The organism is Pseudomonas putida, assembly GCF_009883635.2.
Taxonomy (GTDB): Bacteria; Pseudomonadota; Gammaproteobacteria; order Pseudomonadales; family Pseudomonadaceae; genus Aquipseudomonas; species Aquipseudomonas putida_W.
In genome coordinates, this window is record NZ_CP026115.2 from 184,287 (window position 1) to 207,166 (window position 22,880).

The following is a 22,880-nucleotide window of genomic DNA, read 5'->3' on the forward strand; positions in this document are numbered from 1 at the left end:
TTGTTGCGTCATATTCTGCCATTGTCAGCCGGTATCGGACCTGGACACCCTGCCATCGCTTTTAGGAGCAGTTATGCGCCCTCAAGTAACTCTCGCCATCCTGGGCATGCCAGGGGTTCAGCTTCTCGACGCTTGCGGTCCATTGGACGTCTTCGCGGAGGCCAACCGGCAAGCGGGGTATGAAGCCTATCGGTTGCTTCTGCTCGCTTGTGAACCTGGACCGCTGGTGAGCTCTTCGGGTACCCGGTTAATTCCTGATGCTTGGATTGGAGAGGAGATCGATGCAATTGATACCTTGCTGATTGCTGGAACCCCTCAAGCAGCCGATCAGTACCTTCGATCAGGAATTCTGGATTGGCTCCGCCAGCGTGCTCCGTTGAGCAGGCGCTTCGGTTCGGTGTGCACTGGCGCATTTGCGCTAGCAGCTGCGGGGCTACTTGATGGCCGCCGGGTTACTACCCACTGGGCTGTGGCGCAGCCTCTATCTGAAAGATACCCACAAGTGACCGTGGAGGCGGATGCCATTCAGGTCCATGACGGAAATTTGAGGACTGCTGCGGGTGTAACGGCTGGACTGGATCTTGCGCTGACGTTGGTTCAGGAGGATTTGGGCGATGAGATTGCGAAGGACGTAGCAGGTCACCTGGTCATGTATTTCAAAAGAACCGGTGGGCAAATGCAGTTCAGTCGTCATGGATCTACCTCACCCACAGGGCGCTCTGCTCTACAGGCATTGCAGCGGTATGTCGCGGCAAATCCGGCTCTGGATCATGGGGTTGCGAACCTGGCAGAGCGAATGGGCGTAAGCCCAAGGCATTTCGCCCGGATCTTTCAAAATGATGTGGGCATGACGCCGGCAGCGTGGGTGGAACAGACGAGGGTGAATGCTGCTCGCGAACGGCTGGAGGCTGGAAATGACGCGCCTAAGCAGGTAGCTGCCATGTGTGGATTTGCTAACGCAGACACGTTGCGCCGAGCTTTCGTCCGTCACATGGGTGTTACCCCTGCGGAATACCGCAAACGCTATGCGCGGCCGTGTTGAGAACAGAACACCGTTTGTTAAAGGTTCAAAGACAGGTGCTGCCAAAGGAACACTGACAAGCCCTTCTGCGCTGCACGCGCGACAATCGGGGTTTTCAACAACGGCCAGCGAAGTACGGCAATCTGTGTTCAGGCATTATGGCGCATTCTGCAGCAGCCATTCTTTCGGGCTTGTACCCACCTTCCGCCGAAAAGTACGGGCCAACGCAGACGGGCTTTCATAGCCCACTTCATCTGCAATGAGGGCAATCGGGCGGCCTTCGCGCAGGCGCTTCTGGGTCAGGCTGATGCGCCAGTTCGCCAAGTAATCTGCCGGCGTGATACCCACCGTCTCGCGAAAGTGCGCAGCGAAGCTAGCCCGCGACATGCCGGAGCGATCGGCCAGCTCCGCCACGGACCAGTTGTGCTGAGGTTCGTCGTGAATGCACACGAGCGCACGGGACAGCTGAGCATGGGCCAACCCCGCCATCATCCCTGAGGCGATGGTCCGTCTAGCCATAAGGTGCCGAAGCAGCTGAATCACCATCAGTTCGAACAGCCGATTGAGGATTACATCGCGGCCGCATTCATCGCCAAAGGCCTCTGCAAACAGCCAGTCGAGAGTGCCATCGAGGCCCTGCAATTCGCGCAACGGCATGATGATGAAATCCGGCAACGCCAAGGTCAGTGGATTGTTGGCCCCCCCGTCAAAATGCAAGGTGGCGCATACCAGTTGCGTATCATCGGCTTCGCTCGCCAACAACTGATGTGCCTGCGGGCGCACTGCCAGGATCAGGCTTGGCTCAGACAATTCGATGGGCAGGCCGCGCTTGTCCCTGAAGGTCAGCCGTCCTGAACGCAGCAGATGTGCGTGGCCGAAACTGTGCTCCCCGTAAACGGGCGTGGTGCCACAGAATCCACCCTGGTGAAACGTGGACGCATGCAAGTTGAAGTGTTTGAGCAATGTCGATAGTCGGTCCATGGCGCCTTCAGGTTTAGACGATCTGTTGCATAACTTCGACGATCTGAAGCCGAAAGGAAAGCTCATCTCCTTACCATTGCTATCAAGCCGATCGACAAATCGATCGAGCATCCCAAAGGAGAACTACCATGACCCGTATTACTGCACTCTCGCTGGACCAAGCCCCTGCCGGCTCGCGAACTGCCTTGGAAGGTATTCAGAAAGGCCTGGGCTTCATTCCTAATGCATTCAGGACGCTGGCGCACTCGCCGGCCGCACTCAATGGTTACCTGGGGCTCGCGCAGGCTTTGGGCAAGAGTTCACTCAGCGCCGCCGAGCGTGAAGTCGTTGCCCTCGCCACCTCGCAAATCAATGGTTGCGATTATTGCCTGGCAGCCCATACCTTCTTCGCTACCAAGGCTGGCTTGAGTGATGAAGCCATCAGTCAGGCCCGCAACGGCACACTCAGCGCGATCGCCACGCTAGCGCATCAGATCACCGAAAGCCGCGGCCAGTTGAGCAATGAACAGATCGGGGCGGCACGCGAAGTTGGTCTCACCGACAGCAAGATAGTCGAAGTGATAGCGCAGGTCACACTGTTGACCCTGACAAACTACCTGAACAATGTCGCCACGACCGATATCGACTTTCCGCCGTCGCCCCGTTAGGAGGGAAGCGCCATGAGCCAAGTGACTATTTACACCACCCGACACTGCCCTTACTGTGTGAGTGCCAAGCAATTGCTATCAACCAAAGGCGTTGCTCCTTTAGAGATTGATGTAGAGCAGTCTTCCGCAGCGCTGGCGGAGATGCTGCAGCGCTCCGGGCGTAGAACCGTCCCGCAGATCTTCGTGGGGGATTTGCATATCGGCGGCTTTGATGACTTGGCAATCCTGGATCACAAGGGAAAGCTCGATGCATTGCTTTATGCCTGAAGCGCGGAAGTGGTTGGCCATACGACGAGGTTATATTTGTGCACAATTGCCCCCGCGTATGGCACTGCTTTTAAAACTCGCTTTGGAGCGGTAGCTGCCCGGCGCCAAGGGCAGCTTTGGGTCCAGGCTGTGTGAAAACGCAAGTAAGAACGTCGAGTAGCGAAAGAAGCTGGGGCCCCCTTTAAATTCGGCAGATGTAAGTGCAGATCTACCTCAGTCCGGCACCAGGCGCGACCTGTGCTGTCTGGGCCGCGGCAGCGGCCCAGACAGCCGTATACGGACGCATAAAACGCTTGGACTCATATCCTGATCGCTTCAATCAGCCCAGCGATGCCGAAGATGTTCATCATTCGTTTGAGATTGTAAGCAAGCACGTGAAGGCTCATCTCGGTGCTTACCCATTGAGCGGATATCAATATGCGAAATGCAGTCATTGAGGTTGCTCTCGGCTTCAGGGACAATCCGGCGCCTTTCGTGTTTGCCGCCAAGGATTGGACATGGCACTGACCAGCAAAATCGCTTCCTACGACTCAGCATGGCCCTTGCGTTTTCTGGCAGACAAGCCGCGCATTGCCTCTGCCTTCGGCGATGAACTCTATGCCATCCACCACGTTGGTAGTACTGCTGTACCAGGGCTGGCGGCGAAGCCCGAGATCGATGTGCTCATCGAGCTTGAAGCGCATCGGGATGCGCAGACGCGGGACGGCGTGCTGCTCGGGTTGGGGTATGTGCGCGGTAGTGATCTATCGGATGGGCATCATTTCTACCGGCGCAATGTAGATGGGGTTCGCACGCACAAACTCCATATTTGCACGCGGAGCCACCCTGCGGTCATCGACATGCTGAAGTTCAGGGATCTACTCAGGCGCGATGCCGCGATCCGTCAGCAGTATGAAGTGCTGAAGTTTCAGTTGGAGTCGAGCAATACGGGTGGAATGGCTGAGTACCTGGAAAAAAAAGCGCCATTCATTCAGGCGGCGCTGTCCGGTATGCCGCTTGCTCTTGGTCAAAGCAAGTTCGACGACAGCGACTAGGCATTCATGAGCCAAGCGCTAGCCCATGTGAGCGCTGGCATTTCGCGGGTACATGTCGCAATGCTCGATCCTGACCCGCGAAATTGCGCTCAATGAAACGCGGCCCCGCCTCTAGCTCGCGGGCAAGAGGATCACGAAGTTCTTCTTCATGTCTTCCAGCACGGTCCATTTGCCTTTGGCGCCCGGTTCGATAATGAACGTGTCGCCAGCGGCCAGTGTGACCGGGGCGCAACCCTCAAGCTCGATGACGCAGCGTCCGCTCAAGACATGGCAGAACTCCCAGACTTTGTAGTCGATGCGCCACGCTCCGGTGCTGGCTTCCCATTCTCCGGAAATCCGGCCTTGCTGTTCATCGTGATAGTACTTGGACGTCAGCGTATGAGGGTCGCCTTCCACGACCTCTTCAAAAAAGGGAAGGTCGCGCACCGGTTGGATATCCAGTTCGCGGAACACGGTCAGCTTCTTGTTCATGGTTTTTTCTCGAGTACGTTGTGGCTAGGGCGATACATCAAATAGGCTTCACCGGTTACGCCCAGCATCGGGTGCGCAACGATCTGGCAGGTTTTAACGATCTGAAAGCCATGACGTTCGTAGAAGCGGCGCGCACCGTGGTTCTCGGCATAATCGATCAGGCATAGCCCATCCAGGCCAGCGTCCTCGGCGCGCTGCTGGGCGTGGCGAAGAAACTGGACGCCCAACCCCTGGCTGCGCCAGGCCTCATCCAGGGCCAGGCTGGATATGTACAAAGTGTCGGGTATTTCCATGTCGGCATAAGGCGCAAGGACCGGGTCTGCCTCGGCAGGCCTGTCAGGGGTCTCGCGCAAGGCATAGCTATGCATCATGCCGATGACGCGCCCTTCGACAGTGGCCATCAGGCAATTCTTGTAGGAAAAGTCGCCCTGCTCCCTGGCATAGCGAGACGCACCGACACTCAGCAACGCTTCGCCAGGTGCGGCAAGCTTGCTCCATATGTAATCGGCCATGCCCTCCGATGTCAGTTGAAAGAAGCGCGCAATATCATGCGCGTCCGAGGCTTGAGCGGGTCTGAAGTCGACAGGCATGTACAGTGCTTCCATGGGATCGGGTGGTTGGTTTTCGAGGATTACGCCTTTGACAGGGTGGCAGGGTAGCCGGGATGAACGGTTCCCATCTTGCTCTGGGCGACGCCGTCAGTACGGCGTGCGACGCATGTCCCATGTTCGAGATAGTCCTGTGAGAGCCGACTTGCTCTCACAGGCGCAACCCGTGCCATGAACTCAGACGTTGGCAAGTACGGCCTTGGCCTTCTCCAGCGCCATGCGCGCCCGCTGTTCAGCGCTGATGCCCTGCTCCATCAGCTGCCGGGTGGGGATCTCCAGGCTCAATGGCACGGTCGCCGGCAAACCCCGCAATAGCCCCACCAGATCGGCATCGCCCTCCCCCGGGAAGCGCCGTTCGTTGCGCGCCTGGCGCAGGATTTCGTCCATGTCGGCGGGCACCGGGCCTGCGACGTCGCACAGCTGGGCGTAGCGCATGCACTGCGCTGGCAATTGCGCCAGATCGTCCAGCGAGGAGCGCGAGCGATTGAAGTGGAAGGCATCGACCAGCACGCAGCCGTTGGCCCGGTCGGCGTTGGCCACCACGCGCATGGCCTGGTGCAGGTCACGCACGTCAGTCCAGGGCATGAATTCCAGGTGCGGGTGGATGCCATAGCCGACTGCCAGGTCGCACAGTTCGGCAAAATGCGCAGTCAGGCGCGCTTCATCCGGGTCGTTGCCAGCCACCAGCAACTCGGTGCCACCCAGTTCGGCGCCGACCGCCAGGATCGGTTCGAAATCGGCCACGCAGGTGTCGGCCTTGAGGCGCAGGATCTCCAGGTCGAGTACCTGGATGCCGGTGTCGCGCAGGCGTGCCTGGGTCTGCCGGCGCAGGTCGGCATCAGCCACCAGCGGGAAGTGCTGTTCCTGCTCGGTGGCCGGCACCAGGCGCAGGCCCACATGGCTGTAACCGGCGCGGACGGCGGCTTCCACCATGTCTGGCGGGGACAGTTCGAGCACCGTCAGGGCGGCGAGGGAAAAGATTCGGTCGGTCATGTCATTTACCTAAGGACGAGAAATCAGGCAATCAGTTCTGGCGCACAGGCCCGGCCCGTTTCGGCGGCCTGGCGGATCGCTTCGATCAGGGCCAGGGTGCGGCCACCGTCGGCGGCATCGATCAACGGCGCTTCAGTGCCCTGGACTACGCGGATAAAGTGCTGCAACTGCAAGGTCAGCGCTTCACCTGCGGGGATGGCTTCCTCGCTCTGCAGCAATGGCGTGTGCCAGCCAGAACCGGGCTCGGCGTAATGCCAGCGCTTGAGCTGCGGAATGCTCAGCGCCCCCTCCGTGCCGGCCAGCAGGTAGCAGGGCTGACCGTCCTGGCGCGGGTAGATCGGGCTTTCACCGGAATCCAGCTCCCAGCTCCACGGCGCAGCCACCGCGTCGGACCCGGTCAGGCTGCCCAGCGCGCCGTTGGCGAACTGCAGCAGCACCGCCGCGCTGTCTTCGTTGGCGAAGCCGCGCACGTCGTTGCGAGTGAAGGCCTGCACCTGCACCACTTCGCCACACAGGTGGCGCAGCAGGTCGAGGTCGTGGATCAGGTTGGTGAGCAGAAAGCCCGCCCCCGGCTCGCGGCGCCAGGGCGTCTCGAAGTAGCTGTCGGGCTTTTGCAGCTGCCACAGCGCGGTGACATTGATCAGCCGGCCCAGCTTGCCTTCGCTGATGACCTGATGGGCCTTGGAGATCAGCGGGTTATGCCGGCGGTGATGGCCGACCAGCACCGGCACGCCACGGCGGCGCGAAGCCTCGACCAGTGCGCGGACTTCATCGAGGTGCACGCCCACCGGTTTTTCCACCAGCACCGGCACACCAGCCTCGACGCAATCCAGGGCGGTGGCCACGTGCAGGTTATTGGGGTTGGCGACGATCACCGCATCGGGCTGGGCCTGTTCGAGCATCTGCCGGTGATTGGCGAAGCAGGCAACCCCGCATTCGGCGGCAAACGCCTCGGCTTGTGGGCCAGGGTCTGCCACGGCGCAGAGCTGGGCCTGCCGCAGCCGGCGCAGGTGCTGGTAATGCTGGCGGCCCATGATGCCGGCACCGATCAGGGCGATTCGCAGGGGTGAGTTCAACGCACTGTCCTCTTGTCGTTATTGTGGCGTCGATTATGAAACCATGTTCCAGAATCGACACTGCACAATGTAGAACCAAGTTCAGCTTTTCAGAACGCCCCACCCCACAGACTGTGCGATTACCGACCAGAAATACCCTTCAGGCGAACAATTCGCTTGCCCGGCTGGCTGCCGACAGCTCTTCTGCCGCCGCCAGCAGCAGCGGCGCCAGCTCGGCCAGGCGTGCGTGCGCCAGGCGGGCGCTGGGGCCGGCAACACTGAGTACGCCGATCACCTCGTCACTCTGCGGGCGCCGTACCACGGCGGCCAGGGCTGACGTGCCGATGGCCGACGTCTGCTCGACCCAGGCATAGCCGCGCTCGCGGGCGCGGTGCAGGTAGGCCAGCAGTTCATCTGTCGAACGGGGCGCGTTGGGGCCGAACTGGGCCGGGTCGGCAATGCCCTGGCGCAACACCATCTGCAGCGCTTCATCATCGCTCAGGCTGGCCAGCCAGGCATGCCCGGAGGCGGTGTAGAACAGCGGTGCGTCACGCCCCATGTCCGGGTCGTAGCGCAACCCGGAACGGGCGCCCTGGGACTTGGCGATCCAGGTCTGCCGGTGACCTTCGATCACGCCCAGGCGCACCAGCTCGCCGCTGTCCTGGGCCAGGCGATCGAGGATCGGCTGAATGATGTCGGCACCGCTGCTGGACAGGTAGCGAAAGCCCATTGCCACCAGCTTGGCCGACAGCTGGTAACGGCTGTTGTCGCGGTTCTGCCGCACGTAGCCCAGGCGTACCAGCTCGGTGAGCATGCGGTGGGCGGCGCTCTTGGGGATGTCCAGGCGCTCGGCCAGGGTTTGCAGCGGCAAGCCGTGCGGCTCGCCGGTGAGGCTTTCTACAAGACTGAAGGCGCGTTCGATCTGACTACCAGCCATGACACGTATCCCTGAAAATTTGCCGAATTCTAGAAGATGATTCCATGCCGTCGATAGCCACCGCAGCCGGCTTGCATTGAAGTGTCCGGTTATCGACCAGAAATTGGCCCTCGGCCTTGCAGTGCCATCCACTAGAAATGAATATTGTGGAATCTAGTTCCAATAATAATGAAGGAGACACCGCAATGCCCGCCGAACCCTTCCCAAGCGACTGCGACGTACTGGTCATCGGCTCCGGCGCAGCCGGCCTGGCAGCGGCGGTCACGGCCGCCTGGCACGGGCAGAAGGTCATCCTGGTGGAGAAAGACCCGGTGCTCGGCGGCGCCACCGCCTGGTCTGGCGGCTGGGCCTGGGTGCCACGCAATCCGCTGGCCCGGCGCGCCGGCATCGTCGAGGACATCGACCAGCCGCGCACCTACCTGCGCAACGAACTGGGCACGCATTACGACGCCGAACGTGTCGACGCCTTCCTCGAAGCCTGCCCGCACATGGTTGCTTTCTTCGAACAGCACACGGCCCTGCAGTTCGCCGACGGCAACGCCATCCCCGACATGCACGGCGACACGCCCGGCGCCGCCCTCGGTGGCCACCAGGTGATTGCCGCGCCCTACGATGCCCGCCAGCTCGGCGCACTGCTGCCGCGACTGCGCAAGACGATGCGCGAGACCTCGTTCATGGGCATGCCGATCATGGCCGGTGCCGACCTGGCCGCCTTCCTCAACATGACCCGCTCGCCGCGCGCCTTGCTGCACGTGTGCAAACGCTTCGCCCGTCACCTCTACCACCTGGCCCGCCATGGCCGGGCAATGCACCTGGTAAACGGGGTGGCGCTGGTGGCACGGCTAGCCAAGTCGGCGGATGACCTGGGTGTACGGATGATCGAGTCGACCGCAGCCAAGGGCCTGCTAATCGAAGACGGCAAGGTGCAGGGGGCCGTGCTGGCAACCGCGCATGGCGAACGGACAATCCGCGCCAAGGCGGTGGTGCTGGCCGCAGGCGGATTCCCCAATGACCCGGAACGGCGCCGGCAACTGTTCCCGCGTGATAGCAGCGGCCACGACAACCTCGCCCTGCCCCCGCCCTCCTGCTCCGGGGACGGCCTGCGCCTGGGCGAATCGGCCGGAGGCGTGGTGGCCACTGACCTGAAGTCGCCGGTGGCCTGGGCGCCGGTGTCCAAGGTGCCGCACCGCGACGGCAGCATAGGCCACTTCCCGCACATCATCGAACGCGGCAAGCCGGGCATCATCGGCGTGCTTGCCAGCGGCAAGCGCTTCGTCAACGAGGCGCACGGCTATTACGACTATGTGTCCGCCATGGTCGCCGCCGTGCCGCAGGGCGAGGAAGTCTGCTCCTGGCTGATCTGCGACCACCGCTTCCTGCGCCGCTTCGGCCTCGGCCATGCGCGCCCGGCGCCCCTGCCGGTGGGGCCATACCTGCGCAGCGGCTACCTGAAACGCGGCACCACCCTGGAGCAACTGGCCCAGGTGTGCGGCATCGACCCCATAGGGCTGAGTGCCACGGTCGCTGAATTCAACCAGCATGCCCGCCAAGGCCAGGACCCGGCCTTCGGCCGTGGCTCGACACCGTTCAACCGCAAACAGGGCGACCCGCTGCACCAGGGGCCGAACCCCTGCGTGGCGCCCATCGAGCAAGGGCCGTTCTATGCGGTGAAGGTGCAGCCCGGCTGCTTCGGCACCTTCGCCGGGCTGCGCACCGATGGCCACGCCCGCGTGCTGAACGACGCCGGCCAGCCGATCAGCGGCCTGTACGCGGCCGGCACCGACATGGCCAGCGTGTTCGGCGGCTGGTATCCGTCCGGCGGCATCAACCTCGGGCCGGCGCTGACCTTCGGCTATGTCGCCGGGCGGCATATCTGCGGCGTAACGGAGTACGAATAGCGCCAGCGAGTGGCGAACCATGGACATTGGCAGGGTTTGCCACTCACACTGAGCCAGCCGACTGCCCACCGACCTTACCCGAGGAGGACGACTGCCCTTGAACAAGAACACCGAGCCCTCACGCGGCTGGCTGGCCAGCAAACTCCTCGCCGACGGCCAAGAACCGGACCCACGCTTCACCCTGGCCAACGAGCGCACCTTCCTGGCCTGGATCAGGACCGCACTGGCGCTGCTGGCCAGCGGCATTGCCGTGGACATGTTCACCGCCGAGATCTTCAGTGCCGGCACCCGCCGCCTGCTGGCACTGGCGTTGATCAGCCTGGCGCTGCTGCTGAGCCTGCCGGCCTTCGTTCGCTGGCTCAACGTGGAACGGGCCATGCGCCAGAAGCGCCCGCTGCCGTTCCCGCTGATCGCCCCGGCGCTGTCGATTGGCGTGTCGCTGGTGATGGCGTTCTTTGCCTATGCGGTGTTCTTCCATGCCTGACCCGCAACTGGCCCACACCGATGACGGCTTGCAGCCGGAGCGCACCTTGCTGGCATGGCGGCGGACCATCCTCGCGCTGGTCGTGTGCAGCTGCTTCTTTCTGCGCTGGGTACCCCACCATCGCTGGCTGGCGGTGACACCGGCGGTGCTCTGCTTGCTGGCCGCCGGCGCCGCTTGGCTGTGTTTGCGGCGCAGCTACCAGCGCCATGTGACCGGCCTGCAGGCCGAGACCATCGCTTCGGGCATCACGGTGAACCTGCTGCTTGCGGTTTGCGTAACTGCGCTGTGCGCAGTCGAGCTGGCCGCGATCCTGGCCTGGTAGCCTGGTTCTCTAGAACTGCGCCAGCCAGTACGCCACATCCACTTCATCGATCTGCTCGCTGCGCAGGAACCGCCGGGCGTACTCCAGGTACACCCCACTGCTGAGGAACAGCCGTAGCAGCTGCCCATCGACGTGCTGGTCGCGGGCCATGAACACCAAAATCTTCACCGACTCGGACAAGCTCTTCGCCGCCTTGTACGGACGGTCGGCGGCGGTCAGCGCCTCGAAGATATCGGCAATGGCCATCACCCGCTCGGCGATGCTCAGGTCATCCCTGCCCAAGCGCCGCGGGTAGCCGCCGCCGTCCATCCGCTCGTGGTGGTTGCCGGCGATGTCCGGCACCCGCCGCATCTGGCGCGGGAATGGCAGCGAGCTGAGCATGATGATGGTCTGCACGATGTGTTCGTTGATCTTGAAGCGCTCTTCGTCGTTCAACGTGCCACGGCGGATCGCCAGGTTATACAGTTCGCCGTGGTTGCTGGCATTGGCCGGCAGGCGCATGTCGAAGCCCCAGACGTTGCGCGGGTCGTCCTTGGCCACCGGCGGCTTGCGCGGCCCCCAGGGCACCTGGTGGTCCGGGCGGTCGGCCAGCAGCGGCTCAGCCACCGGCAAGGGCGCTGGTGCGGCACCGGCATGGCGCTGCTCCTCATCGCGGGAAATGCCCAGGCGGTTGTCGAAATAGCGCAGCCAGCGGCGCTGGCCGATGCGCTGCAGGCGCTCGACATCCTCATCCTGCATGAACTCGCCGCCGATATTGGCCTTGGCGACAAAGGCGAACTCATCCTGCAACTCGGCACGGTACTGTTCCAGCCAGCGTTGCAGCACCTGTTTGTCCTGCCCCGCTGCCAAACCTTGCCAATAGGCCAGTTCGCCATCGCGCCAGAGCACTTCGAAACGCATGCGGATTTCATGGATGCGGTTGTACAGGGTCTCCAGCTTGGTCGCCTTGTCTACCACGTACTCAGGGCTGGTGACCTTGCCGCAATCATGCAGCCAGGCGGCAATGTGGAATTCGTAGCGCTCGGCCTCGGTCATGCTGAAATCGGCATACGGGCCGCTGTCGGCCTGCACGGCCCTGTCCAGCAGCATCTGCGCCAACTGCGGCACGCGCTCGCAATGGCCCCCGGTGTAAGGGCTCTTGGCATCGATGGCATCGGCCAGCAGCTTGATCATCGACTCCAGCAGGCGCTTCTGGGCTTCGACCAGCTGGCGCGTCTCGATGGCCACGGCGGCGGCACCGGACAATTCTTCGACGAAGCGGCGGAACGGCTCGCCGACTTCAGCAGGCTCGCCCTTCAATGCCAGGACGAGAATGCCGAGCAGGTCGTGACTACGGTCTTTGAGCTCCACTGCAAGACTGCGCCCGCCCAGTGCCAGGCCCTGGGTAACTGCCGCAGCCAGGTCGCGATGATCGCCCTCACCGACTGCCAGCGCCTCGGGGTAGCCATCGCCTCGGCACGCAGCCGCCAGGCGCAGGCGGGCACGGTCTTCCTCGAACAGGTACACCGCGCCTGCGCTGACCCCCGCAGCCTCCACCAGATGCGTCAGCACACCGTCGAGCATGCGTTCCAATTGAGTCTCGCGGCTGAGTATGAGGGTCATCGCCTGGAAACTGCGGATGGTACCGGACATGCGGCTCAGCACCCGGCTCAGCTCTTTCACCTCGGACACCCGCGACGCCACCCCCACTTCGCGACTGAAATCGAAGTCGGCCAATCCACGTACCTGCTCGGCCAATTGATGCAGCGGGCGGCCGATGCGCTGGCCGAGCAACCCGCCGAGCAGAAGCAGCACGGCCATCAGCATGGCCGTCCACAGCATCTGCCTGAACAACACCTGGCGTGCGCTTGCCAGCAGTTCCTGCGCCGGTACCGCGATCAGCACCTGCAGGTCCTGTCCGGCGAGGTTGGTCAGCTGCACGCGCATGCCGTACCAGGTTGCACCATCCACCTCATAGGCCACTGGTCGAGGACCTTGGGGCAGATGGCTGTAGAGCTGCTGCAAGCTGGGGATACCCAGTTCGGCAACACGTGACAAACGCACCGATTCGCCTTCGTGCACGATTGCCCGCTGCAGGTCCGGGTACGCCACCACATTACCTTGGTCGTCGACCACGGCGATTTCGGTGCCCGGGGTCATGCGCAGGTCGCGGGTTTCGCTGGCCAGGTCGTTGACCGAGACATCCATGCCGAGCACCGCCGCGCCGTCGACGCTGCGCTGGGCCAGGGTCATGCCGATCTCGCGGGTGGTGAAGAACACGTAGGGGTGGGTCAGTACGGTGCCGGCTTGCACGGAGGCATCGGCGAACCACGGCCGTGTGCGTGGATCGTAGTGATAGTCCGGCATGGCTTGGGTCTTGAGCAGGCTCAGGGCCTGGTCATAGAAGCGCCATTCCCCCGACATCGCCCCACCCTCGCCCAGGCTGACGCTCTGCACCAGGTAGTGAGTGCCCGCAGGCGCGGCAAAGCGCTCCAGCAACTGCGGGTCGCGCAAGCGGCGCACCAGCAGGAACTCGCCGTTGGGGTATCCGATATAGGCGGCGCTCAACATCTTGTTGGCATTCAGGCTTTCGACCAGCTGCGGCAAGCGTTCCAGGCGCTGCGGCAGGTTGTTGGCGACAGGGTTGAAGGCCAGCAGGCGGATGCTGCTCTGTGCGGGATCGACCAGGCGCCGGGCCCGTTCGTCGATGGTCTTGCCGACTTGCTGCGCGGTATCGCCCGCAGCGGCCACCAGCGCCTGGCTGATACCGCGGTAGCCCTGCCAGGCCAGGCCGGCGCCGAGCAGCAGCATGCCGAGCATGATGGCCATCGCCACCAGCAGCTGCAGTGGGACCCCACGTCCGGCATTGCTCACGGCTGGCTGCTCCATTCCATGCACCCTCTGAGTGGGGATTTCAACAGTGTAAACAGCCAGAACGATGATGCCGGGCGGGTGCCATGCACGACCAGCAAAGCGGGCTGATAGTGGCACAGCGATATTATCGATTTCAACGCCACCGACTTGGCCTAAGCACCACCACCCGGTAGACTTCCCCCCGGGTGCTAGCTGCAACGTGCAGTGAAGCAGGTTAAATGAACAACGCCGGTCGGGCCGCCAGCGGGAGTTCTTGCGCCTATGCAAAAAACTACATTGACCCGTGCCCAGCGCCTGGCCCAACGCGCCTTCGCCAATTTCGAGCGTTTCCTGCACATCGAAGCGGTCAGCGGCATCGTCCTGCTGATCACCGCCGTTGCTGCCCTGATCTGGGCCAACTCCCCGGCCGCTGCCAGCTACGAGGCCCTCTGGCATACCCCGATCAGCTTCGGCATCGGTTCGCTGAGCTTCACCCAGTCCCTGCACTTCTGGATCAACGATGGCCTGATGACCATCTTCTTCCTGGTGGTGGGCATGGAGATCCGTCGCGAAATCCACGAAGGTGCCCTGTCCAGCCTGCGCCAGGCCACGCTGCCCATGGCCGCAGCGGTGGGTGGCGTCGCCGTTCCCGCACTGATCTACCTGGCCTTCGGCCATGCGCCGGCCGAGCAGCAAGGCTGGGCAGTGCCGACCGCGACTGACATCGCCTTCGCGGTCGGCGTGCTGGCGCTGCTGGGCAAGTCGATTCCGTCCAACATCCGCGTGTTCCTGCTGGCGCTGGCAATCATCGATGACATCATCGCCGTGCTGATCATCGCCATCTTCTATTCCGGTGGCCTCGACTACAGCGGCTTCGGCGTGGCCGCCATCGGCCTGCTGCTGGTGGTCGGGCTGCAGAAGATCGGCGTTGGCTCGGCCTGGGCCTATGTCATCCCAGGCGCCATCACCTGGGTCGGCATGCTGATGACCGGTGCACACCCAACCCTCGCCGGCGTGATCCTCGGCCTGATGACCCCGGTGGTCACCATGCCCCTGGGCGAGCGGCCGGTGGATGCGATTTCGCGGTTCACCCACGACCTGCTGGGCCGAGCCAAGACGCCCGAGTCGGACACCGGCGACCTGATCGACCCGCTCAAGCGCCTGCGCCTTGCGCAACGTGAGCTGGTAGCCCCGGTTACCCGTGTGGGCGGAGCCCTGCACCCTTGGGTGGCCTACGCGATCATGCCGCTGTTCGCCCTGGCCAACGCCGGCGTGGGCCTGTCGGGCATCGACCTGTCCGCTTCGGGGCCACACTGGGTAATGACGGCCGTGGCCGTGGCCCTGGTGGTTGGCAAGCCGCTGGGCATTATCAGCGTCAGCTGGCTGATGGTGCGCCTGGGCTGGTGCAGCCTGCCGGCCCAGGTCAACTGGCGCGGCATCACCCTGATCGGCCTGCTGGCCGGCATCGGCTTCACCATGTCGATCTTCATTGCCAACCTGGCCTACAGCGACCCGGCCTCGCTGGGCGCAGCCAAGCTCGGCGTGCTGTCGGGGTCGGTGATCGCTGCCGTGCTGGGCCTCGCCTGGGGCGTCATGGGCCTGCGCAAAGGTACCAGCAAAGCACCCGTGCAAGCGGGCTGAAGCCAACCGGGGCCTGCGGGCCCCGGCATTTTCCTGTATACAAGAAATTCAAACTTTGCTTACATGCATGCCTGTGCGCCTACGACATCGGCCAACGTCGCTGCGTATTGCGCCAGGCACAAGCCATGCAAGCTTCCCTGCAACACACCCCCAAGACCCTCCTGGTCAAGAACGCCGCACTGTTGGTCACCATGGACGGCGAACGCCGCGAGATCAGAGGCGGCGGCCTGTACATCGAAGACAATGTGATCAAGCAGGTCGGCCCCAGCGATACGCTGCCGCAGCACGCCGACGTGATCCTCGACATGGCCGGCAAGGTGGTCATCCCAGGCCTGGTCAACACCCACCACCACATGTACCAGAGCCTCACCCGCGTGGTGCCGGCGGCCCAGGACGGTGAGCTGTTCAACTGGCTGACCAACCTGTACCCGATCTGGGCGCGGCTGACTCCGGAAATGATCTCGGTTTCGACCCAGACGGCCATGGCCGAGCTGATCCTGTCGGGCTGCACCACGTCCAGCGACCACCTGTACATCTACCCCAACGGCTGCAAGCTCGACGACAGCATCCATGCTGCCGGCGAGATCGGCATGCGCTTCCATGCCGCCCGCGGCAGCATGAGCGTGGGCCGCAGCCAGGGTGGCCTGCCGCCTGATTCGGTGGTGGAGAAGGAAAGTGACATCCTCAAGGAGTCGCAGCGCCTGATCGAGGACTACCACGACGCCAGCCATGGTTCGATGCTGCGCGTGGTGGTGGCGCCCTGCTCGCCGTTCTCGGTCAGCCGCGATCTGATGCGCGAAGCCGCCGTGCTGGCGCGCAACTACGGCGTGTCGCTGCACACCCACCTGGCGGAGAACGTCAACGACATCGCCTACAGCCGCGAGAAGTTTGGCATGACCCCGGCCGAATACGCCGAAGACCTCGGCTGGGTTGGCCACGACGTGTGGCACGCCCACTGTGTGCAGCTCGACCAGCACGGCATCGAGCTGTTCGCTCGCACCGGCACCGGCGTCGCCCACTGCCCCTGCTCGAACATGCGCCTGGCCTCGGGCATCGCGCCGATCCGCAAGATGCGCGACCACGGTGTGCCGGTGGGGCTGGGTGTCGACGGCTCGGCCTCCAACGACGGCGCCAGCATGATCGGCGAGGTGCGCCAGGCCTTGCTGCTGCAGCGCGTGGGCTTTGGCCCGGACGCGATGACCGCCCGCGAAGCCCTGGAAATCGCCACCCTGGGCGGTGCCAAGGTGCTCAACCGCAACGACATCGGCGCCCTGGCGCCGGGCATGATCGCCGACTTCGTCGCTTTCGACCTGGGCCACGTGGCCTATGCCGGCGCCCTGCATGACCCATTGGCGGCCCTGGTGTTCTGCACCCCGACCCACGTCGATACCAGCGTGATCAATGGCCGCGTGGTGGTGCAGGATGGCCGTATCACTACCATCGACCTGCCGCGGGTACTGGAACGCCACAACCGGCTGGCCCACCAGCTCGTCAGCGGCGAATGACCCATCGCGCATTCTGCAACTGACTGTTTTTGCTCTGCTTTTGCTTTTGCTTCTAAGCGCGCGATAGTTCAGGCAACGCAGAATGCGACTTCAGGAGGCCGAGCGCAGGCGTCTGGAGGGCCAGGGTGCGCAGCACCCCTTCGGCGCAGCCGAAGGCGCGAGATGTAGACTTGCGCAGCAAGTCGTAGGCCGCGCGGGCCCGGAAGGCGCCGGAGCGAGGGGACCCCGGAGCGCAGCGCAGGGGCCGGATGATGGGAGCCAGCGTTTTTTGGTTACTTTTTGTCGCGTTTGACAAAAAGTGACCCGCCGTAAGGGCGGAAAGGTGACTGTGCGTCGCCATCGCCAATGAATGCACTTAAAGAAATCAAAACCACCGCATTCGCTTCTGAGCTTTTGAGCTTTTGAGCTTTTGAGCTTTTGAGCTTTTGAGCTTTTGAGCTTTTGAGCTTTTGAGCTTTTGAGCTTTTGAGCGTTTGAGCTTTTGAAGAAATGGGCCTTCAAATCAGGTCAACACTCGTTTGCCAAGGTGGCGCTGAATCACCTTTTCGCCTTTACGGCGACCTACTTTTTGACTGGGCAAAAAGTAGGCAAAAACCCCCGCTCCCATCATCCGGCCCCTACGCTGCGCTCCGGGGTCCCCTCACTCCGGCGCCTTCCGGGCCCGCGCGGCCTACGACTTGCTACGCAAGTCTACATCTCGCGCCTTCGGCTACGCCGAAGGGGTGCTGCGCACCCTGGCCCTCCAGACGCCTGCGTTCGGCCTCCTGAAGTCGCAATTTGCGTCGCCTGGACTATCGCGCGCTCAGAAGCAAAAGCAGAGCAAGAGCAAGAGCTGAAATGGATGCTGGCATCGTGCAAGGGGAGCATGAACAAATCTTCATGTAAGCCGTCAACGCCCTGATGATGGGGGGCATGGGCGATCCTGGCGGATGACCCAGTCGTGCACGCCTTGAGGCTCAGGACCGGGTTGCGTAGCATCGCCGGCCCTGGGGCCGCAAGGCGGCCCATTCGCGGGACAAGCCCGCCCCTACACAGAGCCCTCATGCCGCAACCGATCCCCCTCAAGGACCACGAAAAGGAAAAACACCTGGTCAACCGCCGGCTGCTGGCCTGCGCCGCCCTGGTGTTCAGCCTGTGCGCCGTCCTCGTGGGCCGGCTCTACGTGCTCCAGGTGCTGCAGCACGACCAACAGAGCGCAGTGTCGGATAACAACCGTGTGCACATCCTGCCCATCGCCCCCGAGCGCGGGCTGATCTACGACCGCAACGGCGTGGTGCTGGCCGACAACAAGCCCAGCTTCGACCTGACCATGACCCGCGAGCGCGCCGGTGACTCGGCCAAGGTGCTCGACAGCCTGGCCGAAATCCTCAGCCTCGGAGAAGACGACCGCAAACAGTTCGACAAGGACCTGCGCCGCGGCCGCAAACCGTTCGAGCCAGTGACCCTGATGGTCGGCCTTACCGAAGAACAGATCGCCCTGATCGCAGTCAACCAGTTCCGCCTGCCCGGCCTGGACGTCGAACCCCAGTTCATCCGCGAATACCCGCTGGCCGAACACTTCGCCCACTCGGTCGGCTACGTCGGGCGCATCAACGAAAAAGAAGCCAAGACCCTCGACAGCACCGAGTACCGTGGCACCCAGTCCATCGGCAAGACCGGCATCGAGCACTTCTACGAAGCCCAGCTGCACGGCCACGTCGGCTACGAAGAAGTCGAAACCAATGCCCAGGGCCGGGTGATGCGCGTGCTCAACCACAAGGACCCGATCCCCGGCAAGGACATCGTCCTCAGCATCGACTCGCACCTGCAAGTGGCCGCCGAAAAGGCCCTGGGCGACCGCCGTGGCTCGGTGGTGGTACTCGACCCGGCCAACGGCGACGTGCTGGCGATGGTCAGCAACCCGAGCTTCGACCCCAACCTGTTCGTCAAAGGCATCAGCTTCAAGCAGTACGCCGCACTGCGCGACTCGATCGACCGGCCGCTGTTCAACCGCGTGCTGCGCGGCCTGTATGCACCCGGCTCGACGGTCAAGCCGGAAGTGGCCATCGCCGGCCTCGACAGTGGCGTGATCACCCCAGGCAGCCGGGTGTTCGACCCGGGCTACTACGAGCTGCCCAACTACGACCACAAGTACCGCAACTGGAACCACAGCGGCGATGGCTGGGTGGACATGTACACCGCCATCATGCGTTCCAACGACACCTACTTCTACGACCTGGCGCACAAGCTCGGCATCGACCGCCTGCACGACTACATGGCCGAATTCGGCCTGGGCCAGAAGGTCTCGCTGGACATGTTCGAGGAAGCACCCGGGCTGATGCCTTCGCAAGCGTGGAAGCGCGCTACCCGCCGCCAGGCCTGGTTCCCGGGCGAGACGCTGATCCTCGGCATTGGCCAGGGCTACATGCAGGTCACCCCGCTGCAGCTGGCCCAGGCCACCAGCCTGCTGGCCAGCAAGGGCGTGTGGCATCGCCCGCACCTGGCCATGACCGTGGGTGGCGAAACCCCGGTCGACCCCAACCCGATGCCAGACATCGTGCTGCGCGACAAGCACGCCTGGGACCAGGTCAACGTCGGCATGCAGATGGTCATGCACGACCCGCGCGGCATCGCCCGCGCCGCCGCGGCGGGCTCACAGTACCGCATCGCCGGCAAGAGCGGCACGGCGCAGGTGGTGGCGATCAAGCAAGGTGAGCGCTACAACCGCAACAAGACCCTCGAGCGGCACCGCGACAACGCTCTGTTCGTCGGTTTCGCCCCGGCCGACCACCCGAGCATGGTGGTGGCGGTGATGATCGAGAACGGCGAGGCCGGCGGCCGCGTTGCCGGGCCGGTGGTGCGCGAAGTTATGGATGCCTACCTGCTCGATGAGCAGGGCCATCTGAAGCCCCAATATGCCGGCACGCCGGCGGCCAAGGCGGTGCCGCACACCTGAGGCGCAAGTGGAAACACTGCTGTCTCACATTGCTACATTTCGAAGCGCTATCACGGCGATTGCCGCATGACGGGTGCGCCCAAACCTGCCAAAACGCGCTAATTACCTCATTTATATCAATGCCTTACCTCGCATACCGGATGATTGCGAAGGTCTTCAGGCCTGCTTTTTGCTTGAATATTCAAGTGATTTGTAATGCAAGCCCGAAGACCAAGAGTTCGCCCGAGCGATCCGCGTCAAGTTCTACTGCGTGAGGCATCCATGACCCCTGCAAGCCGCGTTTCCGACGACCACTTCCAGGCCTGGCTGAGCCAGGTCAATGAAGCCTGCGGCCATTTCAACGGCCGCAAGCTCGACCCCGGCTTCATCGGCCAGCTGGAAAAGTGCCAGGTCGGCCAGATCTCCATGAGTATCGTCGACATGACCCAGGTCAACCTGTTCCGTGGCCAGCGGGAAATCCGCGCGAGCAGTGCCGACCACTACTACGCCGTGCTGCAGATGGCCGGCACTTCGCGCATCGAGCACCAGGACGCGTGCATCGAACTGCAGGCCGGCGACCTGACCCTGATCGATGCCAGCACCCCGCTGGACATGCACTTCCACCAGCGCTCGCGCCAGCTGTCGCTGATCCTGCCGCGCAGCCAGGTGCAGAGCGGCACCCGTGGCGTCGGCGTGGCCTGCGCCAGGCGTATCGAGGCCACCACGCCCCTGGCCAGCATCGCCCGGCTGATGATGCTCGAAGCCGGCCGCACCCAACACCTGGCCAACCACGAAAGCCAGGCAGTGCTCGATGCCCTGATCACCGTGTTGCGCCCCGCCATTGCCCAGGACGCCATCCCGGGCAGCCACGAGCGCATGTTCCGCAAGGCCATGGCACTGATCGACCAGAACATCACCTGCGAAAGCCTCTGCCCCGAGTTCATCGCCCGCGAAGTGGGCATCTCGATGCGCAGCCTGTACCGCATCTTCGCCAAGCACGAGCTGGTCATCGCCCAGTACATCCGCAACCGCCGTCTGGACTTCTGCGCCGAAAGCCTGCGCAACCCGGCCATGGACCAGAAAGTCTCGTCGCTGGGCTATGCCTGGGGCTTTTCCGACTCGAGCTATTTCAGCACCGCGTTCAAGGGCCGCTTCGGCATGACCCCCGGCGAGTACCGCAAGCGCCACGCCAACTGACACGCTGAGCAAACCCACGAAGGCCCCGCAACGGGGCCTTCGGCGTTTCAGCCCGGCCATCAGCTTGGCACAGCGCCAAAGGCAACTGGCAGCCAGCACAAAAGCCGGCTCGCGGGCTTGCTGCATGATCCTTGGCATGTCTTCGGAACTTCTGCCAAACCCATAACAAAGGAAGCCAGACCATGCACCACCGCCCTTTCCGCCTCACCCTGGCCGCAGTCCTCGCCGGGGTCTCGCTGGAGGCATCGGCCCTGGAGCTCTACGGCGATGACGAGCGCCACCTCAATGCCAACGTGGAGGCCGTGTTCGGTGTGTTCCACAGTGAAGAAAGCTACGCCATAGCCCGCGACCAGCCCGGCTCCACTTCGTGGCGCGAGGGCTACATCAAGTACGGCCTGAGCGGCGATCAGCGCCTGGGTGGCAGCGGCTCGCTGTACGGCGCCTTCGCCCTGCTCAGCTCCGGCACCTGGGGCGATGGCGACGCCGCCGGCTTCAGTGACGGCAGCGAACGCACCACCAAGATCGAGGATGCCTACCTGGGCTGGAAGTCCGGCAACCTGGTGCCGGCGCTGGGCGAGGACGGCATCGACCTGTCGTTCGGCAAGCAGATGGTCGCGGTCGGTGACGGTTTCCTGATCCAGGGCGACTCGCTCAACGTGGGCCACGGCCTGGCCGATGGCCAGTTCAACCGCGGCGGCGCCTACTACCTGGCGGCGCGCAAGAGCTTCGACAAGACCGCCGTGCTGCGCCTGGGCGGCAAGCAGGGCTGGCGCAGCGACCTGATGTGGCTGCAGTCGGACAACCGCGCCCAGGCCAAGACCGAAATGCACGTTGCCACCCTGGAGCACGTAGCCGATGCCGGCACGGTCGGCCTGACCTACATCGACACCACCCACGTCGACGAGGAATACGCCTCGCCCCAGCAACTGGAACGCGACGGCATGAAGACCTACAGCCTGCGCGGCCAGGGCAATGCCGGGGTGGAGAACCTGTTCCTGTCCGGCGAGTACGCCAAGCAGGACAAACCGCACACCGCCACCGAGGATGCCTGGTACCTGGAAGCCGGCTGGACCTTCGCCGACGTGGCGTGGCAACCGAACATCAGCTACCGCTACAGCCGCTTCTCCGAAGGCTATGACACCTTGTTCTACGGGCTGGGCCGCGGCCTGGGCACCTGGTTCCAGGGTGAAGTGGCCGGCAACTATGCCGGGCCGTTCAACAGCAATGCGCGCATTCAGAAAGTGGGGCTGACGGTGAGCCCGACCCCGTCGCTCAACATCGGGGTGCTGGGGTTCAAGTTCGACACCATCGACCGCAGCCTGGGCAATGCTGACGGGCATGAAGTGGATGTGTATGCGGAATGGACGATCAATGAGCATCTGATGATCGTGCCGCTGGTGGGCCTGTACCAACCGGATCGCAGTGCCGAGCAAGGCGGGACGCAGCTGGGCAATGACAACCGCAACCTGTATAGCCAGGTGGTGTTCGTCAGTACTTTCTGAAGGAAAGCCGGGGCTGCTTTGCAGCCCATCGCCGGCAAGCGGCCCCAGTGGCAAGGATTACCGCTCAGGCACCGGCAACGGCGCCTCACTGTTCCAGGCCGTCACCGGCCGGCTGAACAGGTTCTCGGTCTGGAAATGCGCCATCCGCCACTGCCCTTCTTCCTGCGTAAAGCGCACCGTCAGGCGCGCCGCATTCAAGTGCGAGGCACCATCGGCAAAGGTGCTGGTCTGCAGCATTACCCATCGCCCCAGCCCCTGCCCGCCCTCCACCTCGATGACCTCGCTGGTCAGGAAGTGCACGTTCAAGGCGAAGTGCGCCGGCGTCTTCATGTAGGTGGCGAACATAGCCCGGATCGCCTCACGCCCCCGATAGCCGCCAAAGCTCGCGGCATACTTGGCGCCCTTGCCTTCCCACAGGGCCTCGCGGGTGAACAGCTCGGCCAGCTCGTCCAGCGGGGTGCTGGCGTCGAGCTGGTCGCACAGTTCCATGTAGCGGTTGATGCACACGCGAATGGCCTGCTGGTCTTCGAAGCGTTGCAGGCGGGCCTGCAGTTCATGGATATCGGTCATC

The 22,880-nt window shown here is 63.4% G+C and carries 20 protein-coding genes and 1 pseudogene; 12 read left to right on the top strand and 9 right to left on the bottom strand.

Going from position 1 to position 22,880, the window contains the following annotated elements; translation table 11 throughout:
• Positions 1-73: 73 nt before the first annotated feature.
• Positions 74-1,042 (top strand): GlxA family transcriptional regulator, encoded by a 969-nt coding sequence (locus C2H86_RS00830; RefSeq protein WP_240349671.1) that lies wholly within the window; start codon positions 74-76, stop codon positions 1,040-1,042.
• Positions 1,043-1,177: 135 nt separating this feature from the next.
• Here C2H86_RS00830 and C2H86_RS00835 read toward each other — a convergent pair whose 3' ends face one another.
• Positions 1,178-2,002 carry an AraC family transcriptional regulator gene (locus C2H86_RS00835; RefSeq protein WP_159411031.1) on the bottom strand — a complete coding sequence of 275 codons (825 nt, stop codon included), beginning with the start codon at positions 2,000-2,002 and terminating at the stop codon, positions 1,178-1,180.
• A gap of 128 nt (positions 2,003-2,130) precedes the next feature.
• Here C2H86_RS00835 and C2H86_RS00840 point away from each other — a divergent pair, with 128 nt between their 5' ends.
• Together C2H86_RS00840 and grxC are read left to right on the top strand one after the other, a co-directional pair.
• Positions 2,131-2,649 (top strand): carboxymuconolactone decarboxylase family protein, encoded by a 519-nt coding sequence (locus tag C2H86_RS00840; protein ID WP_159411032.1) that lies wholly within the window; start codon positions 2,131-2,133, stop codon positions 2,647-2,649.
• A gap of 12 nt (positions 2,650-2,661) precedes the next feature.
• Complete coding sequence (gene grxC / locus C2H86_RS00845) at positions 2,662-2,916, top strand: glutaredoxin 3 (RefSeq protein ID WP_159411033.1); 255 nt, start codon at positions 2,662-2,664, stop codon at positions 2,914-2,916.
• A 299-nt stretch (positions 2,917-3,215) separates the two neighbouring features.
• Here grxC and C2H86_RS28605 read toward each other — a convergent pair.
• Positions 3,216-3,314 (bottom strand): annotated as a pseudogene (locus tag C2H86_RS28605) (hypothetical protein); the annotation flags it as partial.
• Between the two features lie 99 nt (positions 3,315-3,413).
• Between C2H86_RS28605 and C2H86_RS00850 the strand changes: the two are divergent.
• A complete protein-coding gene (locus C2H86_RS00850; protein ID WP_159411034.1) occupies positions 3,414-3,950 on the top strand; it encodes a GrpB family protein in 537 nt (178 codons plus the stop codon).
• 111 nt (positions 3,951-4,061) lie between these two features.
• Here C2H86_RS00850 and C2H86_RS00855 read toward each other — a convergent pair whose 3' ends face one another.
• From C2H86_RS00855 to C2H86_RS00875, 5 genes are all read right to left on the bottom strand, one after another.
• A complete protein-coding gene (locus C2H86_RS00855) occupies positions 4,062-4,421 on the bottom strand; it encodes a cupin domain-containing protein (protein WP_159411035.1) in 360 nt (119 codons plus the stop codon).
• Positions 4,418-5,011, bottom strand: a complete 594-nt coding sequence (locus C2H86_RS00860) for a GNAT family N-acetyltransferase (protein ID WP_240349672.1) — start codon at positions 5,009-5,011, stop codon at positions 4,418-4,420. Before C2H86_RS00860 ends, C2H86_RS00855 begins: the two co-directional genes overlap by 4 nt.
• A gap of 195 nt (positions 5,012-5,206) precedes the next feature.
• Entirely contained in the window at positions 5,207-6,022 is an 816-nt protein-coding gene (locus C2H86_RS00865) for a sugar phosphate isomerase/epimerase family protein (RefSeq protein ID WP_159411037.1), read from the bottom strand.
• Between the two features lie 23 nt (positions 6,023-6,045).
• Positions 6,046-7,098 carry a Gfo/Idh/MocA family protein gene (locus tag C2H86_RS00870; protein WP_159411038.1) on the bottom strand — a complete coding sequence of 351 codons (1,053 nt, stop codon included), beginning with the start codon at positions 7,096-7,098 and terminating at the stop codon, positions 6,046-6,048.
• A gap of 139 nt (positions 7,099-7,237) precedes the next feature.
• A complete protein-coding gene (locus tag C2H86_RS00875; protein ID WP_159411039.1) occupies positions 7,238-8,014 on the bottom strand; it encodes an IclR family transcriptional regulator in 777 nt (258 codons plus the stop codon).
• 185 nt (positions 8,015-8,199) lie between these two features.
• Here C2H86_RS00875 and C2H86_RS00880 point away from each other — a divergent pair, with 185 nt between their 5' ends.
• The 3 genes from C2H86_RS00880 (at position 8,200) to C2H86_RS00890 (ending at position 10,718) form a co-directional block, all read left to right on the top strand.
• Positions 8,200-9,912, top strand: coding sequence for an FAD-dependent oxidoreductase (locus tag C2H86_RS00880; RefSeq protein ID WP_159411040.1), 1,713 nt, complete (start codon positions 8,200-8,202; stop codon positions 9,910-9,912).
• A 97-nt stretch (positions 9,913-10,009) separates the two neighbouring features.
• Positions 10,010-10,396: a YidH family protein gene (locus tag C2H86_RS00885; RefSeq protein WP_159411041.1), complete on the top strand. Its 387-nt coding sequence runs from the start codon at positions 10,010-10,012 to the stop codon at positions 10,394-10,396.
• Positions 10,389-10,718 (top strand): DUF202 domain-containing protein, encoded by a 330-nt coding sequence (locus C2H86_RS00890; protein ID WP_159411042.1) that lies wholly within the window; start codon positions 10,389-10,391, stop codon positions 10,716-10,718. The genes C2H86_RS00885 and C2H86_RS00890 overlap by 8 nt, the downstream gene beginning before the upstream one ends.
• Before the next feature lie 9 nt (positions 10,719-10,727).
• Here the strand turns inward: C2H86_RS00890 and C2H86_RS00895 are convergent, their stop codons facing one another.
• The gene (locus tag C2H86_RS00895; protein WP_159411043.1) at positions 10,728-13,586 is read right to left on the bottom strand and encodes an HD domain-containing phosphohydrolase; all 2,859 of its coding nucleotides are present in this window, start codon (positions 13,584-13,586) and stop codon (positions 10,728-10,730) included.
• A gap of 246 nt (positions 13,587-13,832) precedes the next feature.
• Here C2H86_RS00895 and nhaA point away from each other — a divergent pair, with 246 nt between their 5' ends.
• The 5 genes from nhaA to C2H86_RS00920 all read left to right on the top strand — a co-directional run bounded on the left by nhaA (position 13,833) and on the right by C2H86_RS00920 (position 22,309).
• Positions 13,833-15,191, top strand: coding sequence for a Na+/H+ antiporter NhaA (nhaA, locus tag C2H86_RS00900; RefSeq protein WP_159411044.1), 1,359 nt, complete (start codon positions 13,833-13,835; stop codon positions 15,189-15,191).
• A gap of 125 nt (positions 15,192-15,316) precedes the next feature.
• Positions 15,317-16,696 carry an 8-oxoguanine deaminase gene (locus C2H86_RS00905; RefSeq protein WP_159411045.1) on the top strand — a complete coding sequence of 460 codons (1,380 nt, stop codon included), beginning with the start codon at positions 15,317-15,319 and terminating at the stop codon, positions 16,694-16,696.
• A 1,042-nt stretch (positions 16,697-17,738) separates the two neighbouring features.
• The gene (mrdA, locus tag C2H86_RS00910; RefSeq protein WP_159411046.1) at positions 17,739-19,631 is read left to right on the top strand and encodes a penicillin-binding protein 2; all 1,893 of its coding nucleotides are present in this window, start codon (positions 17,739-17,741) and stop codon (positions 19,629-19,631) included.
• Positions 19,632-19,892: 261 nt separating this feature from the next.
• Complete coding sequence (gene feaR, locus C2H86_RS00915; protein ID WP_159411047.1) at positions 19,893-20,807, top strand: transcriptional regulator FeaR; 915 nt, start codon at positions 19,893-19,895, stop codon at positions 20,805-20,807.
• A 182-nt stretch (positions 20,808-20,989) separates the two neighbouring features.
• Complete coding sequence (locus C2H86_RS00920) at positions 20,990-22,309, top strand: hypothetical protein (protein ID WP_159411048.1); 1,320 nt, start codon at positions 20,990-20,992, stop codon at positions 22,307-22,309.
• Between the two features lie 57 nt (positions 22,310-22,366).
• Here C2H86_RS00920 and C2H86_RS00925 read toward each other — a convergent pair whose 3' ends face one another.
• Positions 22,367-22,879, bottom strand: a complete 513-nt coding sequence (locus C2H86_RS00925) for a nuclear transport factor 2 family protein (RefSeq protein WP_159411049.1) — start codon at positions 22,877-22,879, stop codon at positions 22,367-22,369.
• Position 22,880 lies beyond the last annotated feature (1 nt).

Bases quoted from the DNA above. Each gene is read 5' to 3' on its own strand.
- C2H86_RS00925 (WP_159411049.1), bottom strand. From the start codon at position 22,879: ATGACCGATATCCATGAACTGCAGGCCCGCCTGCAACGCTTCGAAGAC.
- C2H86_RS00850 (WP_159411034.1), top strand. From the start codon at position 3,414: ATGGCACTGACCAGCAAAATCGCTTCCTACGACTCAGCATGGCCCTTG.
- nhaA (WP_159411044.1), top strand. From the start codon at position 13,833: ATGCAAAAAACTACATTGACCCGTGCCCAGCGCCTGGCCCAACGCGCC.
- C2H86_RS00860 (WP_240349672.1), bottom strand. From the start codon at position 5,011: ATGCCTGTCGACTTCAGACCCGCTCAAGCCTCGGACGCGCATGATATT.
- C2H86_RS00920 (WP_159411048.1), top strand. From the start codon at position 20,990: ATGCACCACCGCCCTTTCCGCCTCACCCTGGCCGCAGTCCTCGCCGGG.
- C2H86_RS00875 (WP_159411039.1), bottom strand. From the start codon at position 8,014: ATGGCTGGTAGTCAGATCGAACGCGCCTTCAGTCTTGTAGAAAGCCTC.
- C2H86_RS00890 (WP_159411042.1), top strand. From the start codon at position 10,389: ATGCCTGACCCGCAACTGGCCCACACCGATGACGGCTTGCAGCCGGAG.
- C2H86_RS00905 (WP_159411045.1), top strand. From the start codon at position 15,317: ATGCAAGCTTCCCTGCAACACACCCCCAAGACCCTCCTGGTCAAGAAC.
- C2H86_RS00895 (WP_159411043.1), bottom strand. From the start codon at position 13,586: ATGGAGCAGCCAGCCGTGAGCAATGCCGGACGTGGGGTCCCACTGCAG.
- C2H86_RS00840 (WP_159411032.1), top strand. From the start codon at position 2,131: ATGACCCGTATTACTGCACTCTCGCTGGACCAAGCCCCTGCCGGCTCG.
- C2H86_RS00855 (WP_159411035.1), bottom strand. From the start codon at position 4,421: ATGAACAAGAAGCTGACCGTGTTCCGCGAACTGGATATCCAACCGGTG.
- grxC (WP_159411033.1), top strand. From the start codon at position 2,662: ATGAGCCAAGTGACTATTTACACCACCCGACACTGCCCTTACTGTGTG.
- C2H86_RS00865 (WP_159411037.1), bottom strand. From the start codon at position 6,022: ATGACCGACCGAATCTTTTCCCTCGCCGCCCTGACGGTGCTCGAACTG.
- mrdA (WP_159411046.1), top strand. From the start codon at position 17,739: ATGCCGCAACCGATCCCCCTCAAGGACCACGAAAAGGAAAAACACCTG.
- feaR (WP_159411047.1), top strand. From the start codon at position 19,893: ATGACCCCTGCAAGCCGCGTTTCCGACGACCACTTCCAGGCCTGGCTG.
- C2H86_RS00830 (WP_240349671.1), top strand. From the start codon at position 74: ATGCGCCCTCAAGTAACTCTCGCCATCCTGGGCATGCCAGGGGTTCAG.
- C2H86_RS00835 (WP_159411031.1), bottom strand. From the start codon at position 2,002: ATGGACCGACTATCGACATTGCTCAAACACTTCAACTTGCATGCGTCC.
- C2H86_RS00880 (WP_159411040.1), top strand. From the start codon at position 8,200: ATGCCCGCCGAACCCTTCCCAAGCGACTGCGACGTACTGGTCATCGGC.